Annotated in this window: 4 protein-coding genes; all 4 read left to right on the forward strand. The window is 66.6% G+C overall.

Translation table 11 applies throughout. The features are described 5' to 3' along the window. Positions 1 to 40: 40 nt before the first annotated feature. The 4 genes from DSM100685_RS05070 (at position 41) to DSM100685_RS05085 (ending at position 6235) form a co-directional block, all read left to right on the forward strand. Positions 41 to 1519 (forward strand): cell division protein, encoded by a 1479-nt coding sequence (locus DSM100685_RS05070; protein WP_152350265.1) that lies wholly within the window; start codon positions 41 to 43, stop codon positions 1517 to 1519. A gap of 322 nt (positions 1520 to 1841) precedes the next feature. Further along, entirely contained in the window at positions 1842 to 3176 is a 1335-nt protein-coding gene (locus tag DSM100685_RS05075; protein WP_152350266.1) for a C1 family peptidase, read from the forward strand. Between the two features lie 630 nt (positions 3177 to 3806). Next, complete coding sequence (locus tag DSM100685_RS05080; protein WP_152350267.1) at positions 3807 to 4940, forward strand: 3-deoxy-7-phosphoheptulonate synthase; 1134 nt, start codon at positions 3807 to 3809, stop codon at positions 4938 to 4940. A gap of 74 nt (positions 4941 to 5014) precedes the next feature. Next, positions 5015 to 6235 (forward strand): 3-deoxy-7-phosphoheptulonate synthase, encoded by a 1221-nt coding sequence (locus DSM100685_RS05085; RefSeq protein WP_152350268.1) that lies wholly within the window; start codon positions 5015 to 5017, stop codon positions 6233 to 6235. Positions 6236 to 7006: the final 771 nt, after the last annotated feature.

Below are 7006 nucleotides of genomic sequence, written 5' to 3' on the forward strand. Positions count from 1 at the left end.
CCCTAGCCAATTGGGGTTATCAGGGCAAGGAGTTACAGCGATGGCTGAACAGTTCTCGACGGTGTTGCGCGGCTACGACAAGGAACAGGTGGATGCGGCGTTTGCCGAGTCCCGTGAGAATCTCGCCCGTCTGCGCGAACAGATCCGCTCCTACGACGATCGCGTGCTGCAACTGGAGGCCGAGCTGCAGGAGGAACGCCAGCGCAAGGCCCCGCAGTCCAAGGACTCCTTCGCCTCCCTGGGCGCCAACGCCCAGCAGCTGCTCGCCTCCGCGGAGCAGACCAGCACCGAGCTGCTCAACCGCGCCAAGCAGGACGCCGCCACCACGCTGGAAAGCGCCAACAAGCAGGCCGAGACCACCAAGAACAACGCCGGCATCGAGGCCGACCGCATCGTCGCGCAGGCCAAGGCCAAGGCCAAGGCCATCATCGAGACGGCCAACACCACCGCCAAGACCATCACCACCTCCGCCAAGGAGGAGACCGACCAGCTCAAGAGCCAGACCGCCAAGGCCGTCGCCGACCAGCGTCAGGCCATCGATCTGGAGCTGCAGAACTCCCGCGAGGAGCACGCCAAGCGCCTCGCCGCGGAGAAGGCCGCGCAGGAGCGCGCCATCGCCGAGCTCAAGGCGGAGGCCACCAAGCAGATCAGCGAGCAGCGCAACGCCGCCGATCAGGAGCTCACCAAGCGCCGCAGCGACGCCAACGACCAGATCCAGCAGGCCATCGCCGAGGCGAACAAGAAGCTCGCGGACGTGCGCGACCAGGCGTCCAAGCTCCTCAACGAGGCGAACCGCAAGGCCGGCGAGATCACCGAGACCGCACGCTCCAAGGCCCGTCAGATCACCGACGAGGCCGCCATCAAGCGCGACGACATGATGAGCCAGCTCAAGGCCGAGGTGGAGCAGATCCGCAAGGACATCTCCGCCCAGCAGGACGAGGCCACCGCCAAGGTCAACGAGCTGCTCGCCGCGCTCGAGGAGCGCCGCAAGGCCACGCAGAAGGAGTCCGACGAGCTCATCGCGCAGGCCAAGGCCACGCGCGAGGCCGCCGACGAGTACGCCGCCGCCAAGCGCGAGGAGACCGAGCAGCAGGCCGCCGCGATCGTCAAGAAGGCCGGCGAGGACGCGGACGCGCAGATCGAGCAGCGCCGTCAGGCCGCCAAGGAGGAGCTCGACGGCCTCCAGAAGCAGATCGCCCAGCTCCAGCAGCGCGAGTCCGCGATCACCGCGCGCGTCTCCGAGCTCAAGTCCATCTTCGCCAAGTCGTTCGGCTCGCTGGCCGGCTTCGGCAACATCGACAAGGCCGACGGGCCGGCCGACGGCGACGCGAAGGCCGGGGCGCCGAGCGTGCCGGTGGACGCCCCCGTGCCCGCCGCCGATGAGCCCGCGACCGGCGAGTCCGATGGTGCTGCTGCCGATGGCGCCGATTCCGCCCAGCCTGACCAGTCTGCCGAGGATTCCGCGGAGAAGGCCGGCGAGGCCGCCGAGGGCGCCGAAGCGAAGGCCGACGCCGAGTAGTCCATCAGCCCCGTTCAGCCGGATGAAGCCGGAGGACCAGGACCCTTCACGAGTCCCGATCCTCCGGCTTCCTGCATTTTCCGCCATTCCGGGCGGGCGTCATTTCCATCCCCTCGCCATCCTGCGCAAACGTCGTTTTCTCTCCGGCGGCCTGGGCGGGCGTCGGCGAGTCGAAGGATCCTTCCCCGTCCGTCCTCTTCCCTCCCCGCGTACGGTCCACCGCCCCGGCCGGAGTATGATCGGTAGGCGTTGCCGTCGGCGCGTTCCGAACGCCGTGGCAACGCGAAACGCCACAAGCACCAACGAGTACCAAGGAGGATTCATGGCCATCGAACCGTTGAGCCAGGAAGCGCTGACCGGCCTGCGCCAGGATTTCGAGAGCAAGGAAACCAACCGTCTGGCGATGAACGCCGTCACCGCCGCGGGCATTGAGAAGGTCGCCCGCAACTACGACCGCGCCCGCCTGCTGCAGCGCCGCTTCTCCGTGACCGTCGACAACGGCGAGGTCACCTCCCAGGAGCGCTCCGGCCGCTGCTGGCTGTTCAGCTCCCTGAACGTCGCTCGCTTCGTCGCCAAGAAGAACCTGAACCTCAAGGAGTTCGAGTTCTCCCAGAACTACGCCATGTACTACGACAAGCTCGAGCGCGTCAACTACTTCCTGCAGGACGTGGCCGACCTCGTGCGCGCCGGCGAGCCGAACGACTCCCGCCTGATCAAGCACCTGCTCGACGACGTGATGGGCGACGGCGGCCAGTGGACCATGGCCCTGAACGTGTACAAGAAGTACGGCGCCGTGCCGAAGGACCTGTTCCCGGAGACCGTCTCCTCCTCCAACACCGGCGCGATGAACAAGCAGCTGCGCGCCCTGCTGCACACCGCCGTGGCCCACATGTACGCCAACCCGGCGGGCATCGACGCGATCGTGGCCGAGGCCCGCGCCGCCGGCCACCGCATCCTCACCATCCATCTGGGCGAGCCGCCGGTCAAGTTCGACTGGGAGTGGACCGACAAGGACGGCGAGTTCCACCGCGACGGCGAGGTCACCCCGCAGGAGTTCTGGGCCAAGTACGTCGGCACCGCCGATCTCGAGAGCTACGTGTGCCTCGTGGACGATCCGCGCAAGGAGCACCCGAAGGGCAAGAAGATCGCCATCGAGCATCTGGGCAACGTGGCCGGCGGCGACCCGACCGAGTACCTCAATGTGCCGGTGCAGTTCATGAAGGACTGCGTGCGCGAGATCCTGTCCGAGCAGGGCATCCCGGTGTGGTTCGGCGCCGACTGCGGCCCGATGATGGACCGCGAGAACGGCGCCTGGGCCACTGACCTGTTCGAGTACGGCCGCGTGTACGGCGTTGACTTCGACCTCGACAAGGAGGAGCGCGTGCGCTTCGGCGAGTCCGCGATGAACCACGCCATGGCCTTCGTGGGCGTCGACGTGGCCGACGACGGCAAGACCACCCGCCGCTGGCGCGTGGAGAACTCCTGGGGCGCCAAGATCGCCGACAAGGGCTACTTCACCATGTCCGACGATTGGTTCTCCGAGTACGTCTACGAGGTCGCCGTCCCCAAGGCGATGCTCCCCGCCGAGTATCAGGCCGCCCTCGACGAGCCCGCCCTGCCCCTGCCGGCATGGGATCCGATGGGCGCGCTGGCCTGATTGCAGGCCCTCGGCCTGCAATCAGGCCAGCGCGCCGAGCTGACGCGCCGTAAAACGCGAAGCCCGGTGGGCTTCGCGTAGGCGCGGCTTGCGGCTGACAAGCCGCAAGGAACAGCGAGGGCAACGTTGAGCCCCGCCGCAGGCTGGCCCCCAATTGCAGGCAAATCCACTCCAAATCACGGGCCCAAACTGACGAAATCCGGAATTCCAAGCGTCAAACCCCCGCAACAGCGTCCGTTTCGCGCTTGGAATCCCGGATTTCGTCAGTTTAAGCCCGCATTGTTCGCACGCCGACCAAGCCATCGCGCCCGTTCGCGCACCCGCTTTTCTCCCATTCGGTCCAATCCGCACCCCTCCGGTCGCAGGTTGGACCGAATGCGCCAGAATCGGCCCCCGATCGGCCCATATTCCATCCCGTTCGGTCCAACCTGCATCCGGGAGTGTGCAGGTTGGACCGAACAGTGCATTTCGGCGCCGGGCGCGCGGCGTTGCGGCGCGGCGGTCCCACTATGCAGTCGCCGCGCCCCGGCCCGCGCATTCCGCGGCTACACTGTCTTCGGTAATCGTACGAATCGATCGTGTGAACGGATCGTGCGAACCAACGAGAGAACGCAACGAGGAGAACAGATCATGGCAGACCTTCGCGGCCCGGACAACTCTGTGGATGAACAGCGTCGTCTTGGGGAGCAGGGCGTGTTTCCGGAGACGGTGGACATCAACATCCGTCAGCTCGACCCGATTCCGGCCCCGCGCGCGTTCATCAAGGAACTGCCGCTGAGCCAGAAGCAGATCGATCTGGTCCTGCGCTCCCGTCAGGAGATCCGCGACGTGCTCAACGGCCGCGACGACCGCCTGCTCGTCATCGTAGGCCCATGTTCCATCCACGACCCGAAGGCCGCCAAGGACTACGCCCGGCGTCTCGCCGAGGTGAGCGCCGAACTGTACGACCGCCTCGTGATCGTGATGCGCGTGTACTTCGAAAAGCCGCGCACCACCATCGGCTGGAAGGGCCTGATCAACGACCCGGACCTCGACGGCACGTTCAACATCCGCAAGGGCATGTGGCTCGCGCGCAAAGTGCTGTCCGACGTGCTCAACGAAGGCGTCCCGATCGCCACGGAATGGCTCGACCCCATCACCCCGCAGTACATCTGCGACGCGATCAGCTGGGGCGCGATCGGCGCGCGCAACACCGAAAGCCAGGTGCACCGCGAGCTCGCCAGCGGCCTGTCCATGCCGGTCGGCTTCAAGAACGCCACCGACGGCTCCATCAAGCCCGCGGCCGACTCCTGCTACGCCGCCGCGTTCGAGCACCACTTCCTGTCCATCAACCTCGACGGCCGCGTGATCGCCGCCGAAACCAAGGGGAACCCGGACTGTCATCTGGTCCTGCGCGGCTCCTCCCACGGCCCGAACTACGACGCCCAGTCCGTGCGCGAGGCCCTTGCGGCGCTCAAGGCGTCCAAGGCATCCGGCCCGAGCGACCACGGTCTGGTGATCGACGCCGCGCACGGCAACTGCGGCAAGAACGAGGTGCGCGAGGCCGAGGTGGTCGAGGAGATCGCCGCGCGACTGGCCGCCGGCGAGCAGGGCGTCACCGGCATCATGATGGAGAGCTTCATCGAGGCCGGCAACCAGAAGCCCGCGCCGCTCGACCAGCTCGTCTACGGCAAGTCCATCACGGACGCGTGCGTGCCGTGGGACCGCACCAACGAGCTGCTCCACACGCTGGCCGCCGCCGTGGACGCCCGCCGCGCGCTGTAACAGGTCCATCATGCCGCGTCTGTAGCCGCCGGCCCCTATCCTTGGGGAAGATCATGACTCAAGGAGACAGCGCCATGCAGCAGCAGGACAAGCAGAACGGATTGCAGGTCGGACCGCAGCCGCTCAATACCCCGGAGGAGCTTCGCGCCATCCGTCAGGCGATGGAGGAGGGCAAGAATCCGCTCGTCGCCACCGACGTGCCGCGCTGGGAGGATCAGGTGGGCGTCAGCCGCATCGTGAACCGTCGCGTGCTGGAGCTCGAACCGCTGCCCACGCCTGCGCAGGTGCTGGCCGAACTGCCGCTCGACGCCGCCGCGCAGGAGATCGTCGCCTACTCGCGCGACGAGATCCGCGCGTGCCTGTACGGGCAGGACGACCGCCTGCTGGTGATCGTGGGCCCGTGCTCCGTGCATGATCCGGCCGCCGCGCTCGACTACGCGCATCGCCTCGCCAAGGTGATGAAGGAGGTCGAGGGCGAGCTGCTCATTGTGATGCGCGTGTACTTCGAGAAGCCGCGCACCACCGTGGGCTGGAAGGGCCTCATCAACGATCCGGACATCGACGGCTCGCACAACATCCGCAAGGGCCTGCTCCTCGCGCGCAAGACCCTGCTCGGCGTGCTCGGTGAGGGGCTCGCCGCCGCCACCGAGTTCCTGGAGCCCACCAGCCCGCAGTTCATCGCCGACGCCGTGAGCTGGGGCGCGATCGGCGCGCGCAACACCGAGTCGCAGGTGCACCGCCAGCTCGCCAGCGGCATGTCCATGCCGATCGGCTTCAAAAACGCCACCGACGGGTCCGTGAAGGCCGCGGTCAACGGCTGCTATGCCTCCGCTCAGCAGCACACGTTCTTCGGCATCGACCATCTGGGACGCGCCTGCGCGGTCGAGACGCTCGGCAACCCGGACTGCCATGTGGTGCTGCGCGGCTCCATCCACGGCCCGAACTACGACGCCGCGTCCGTCGCCAAGGCCATGGAGGACGTGCGCGCCATGATGCCCGCCGACTCCGCCGCAGCGCACGGGCTCATCGTCGATTGCTCGCACGGCAACTCCGGCAAGGACGACCACCGGCAGGCCGAGGTGGTGCGCAACATCGCCGGCCGCATCGCCGAAGGTGAGCGCGGCATCACCGGCATCATGATGGAGAGCTTCATCGAGGGCGGCAACCAGCCCGCCGCGCCGCTCGACCAGCTCGTCTACGGCAAGTCCATCACGGACAAGTGCATCAGCTGGGACGAGACCGAACGCCTGCTGCACGAGCTCGCCGACGCCGTGTCCGCCCGCCGCTGGCGCTGACCGCATCGTGGCCTGATTCGCCAAGCCGACCCCTTCATGCGAGGGGTCGGCTTTTTCGTTTTTCTGCAGGGCATGGGCGAACCTACGATGCCATCCGCGTAGCGCGCGGCATCTTTCGATGATTGGGAACGTCCGTATGCGTTCCGTGCGGCATCCGCGTGCATTCGATTCGCCCGCGTCGCTGCCCGCTTTGAGCAGCGTCTCGAGTGACATCCGCGCGCATTCGCGTTCCGCAGTCGGGCCGCTGTGCGGAGTAGTGAGCGGTGCCGCGCGTGTGCGACACGCCGGTGTGGTGTGTTTTTCGGGGTTGTTTTGCCCGTTCCGTCGGCCGCGTGGGGTTGTCCGTCCGGTTTTGCGCCGGTTTGCCGCCGGTGTGCGACACGCCGGCGGACGCGAGTGTTCCCAACGGTTAGCGGGGTGTGCCCGCGGTCCGGGTTTGCGTGTTCGGGCGGGAGCGTGTAAGTTGTTCACTCGCTGCCGCACGGCGGTCCTCCTCCTTCGGGTGGTCGGGGCCGGGTGCGTGTTCGCGTGGTTTGAGAACTCAAGAGCGTGTTTGTACTGCTTGTTTAGACAAGTTTTTTGATTGCCAGTCCAATCCCCGCCCGTCCGGTTTGCGCCGGGCTGGTCCATGAGAGTGGGGTGATGGGGGTTGGGGTTTTGAGTGCGGACTTCTTTTCCTTATTAAGAAGTCGCGTCTTTTTCTTTAAATTGAGAGTCATTCAATTGGTTCTCTTCATGAAGTTTTTTTGTGGAGGGTTCGATTCTGGCTCA

Source organism: Bifidobacterium avesanii, assembly GCF_009299475.1.
Classification (GTDB): domain Bacteria; phylum Actinomycetota; class Actinomycetes; order Actinomycetales; family Bifidobacteriaceae; genus Bifidobacterium; species Bifidobacterium avesanii.

Bases quoted from the DNA above. Each gene is read 5' to 3' on its own strand.
- DSM100685_RS05070 (WP_152350265.1), top strand. From the start codon at position 41: ATGGCTGAACAGTTCTCGACGGTGTTGCGCGGCTACGACAAGGAACAG.
- DSM100685_RS05075 (WP_152350266.1), top strand. From the start codon at position 1,842: ATGGCCATCGAACCGTTGAGCCAGGAAGCGCTGACCGGCCTGCGCCAG.
- DSM100685_RS05080 (WP_152350267.1), top strand. From the start codon at position 3,807: ATGGCAGACCTTCGCGGCCCGGACAACTCTGTGGATGAACAGCGTCGT.
- DSM100685_RS05085 (WP_152350268.1), top strand. From the start codon at position 5,015: ATGCAGCAGCAGGACAAGCAGAACGGATTGCAGGTCGGACCGCAGCCG.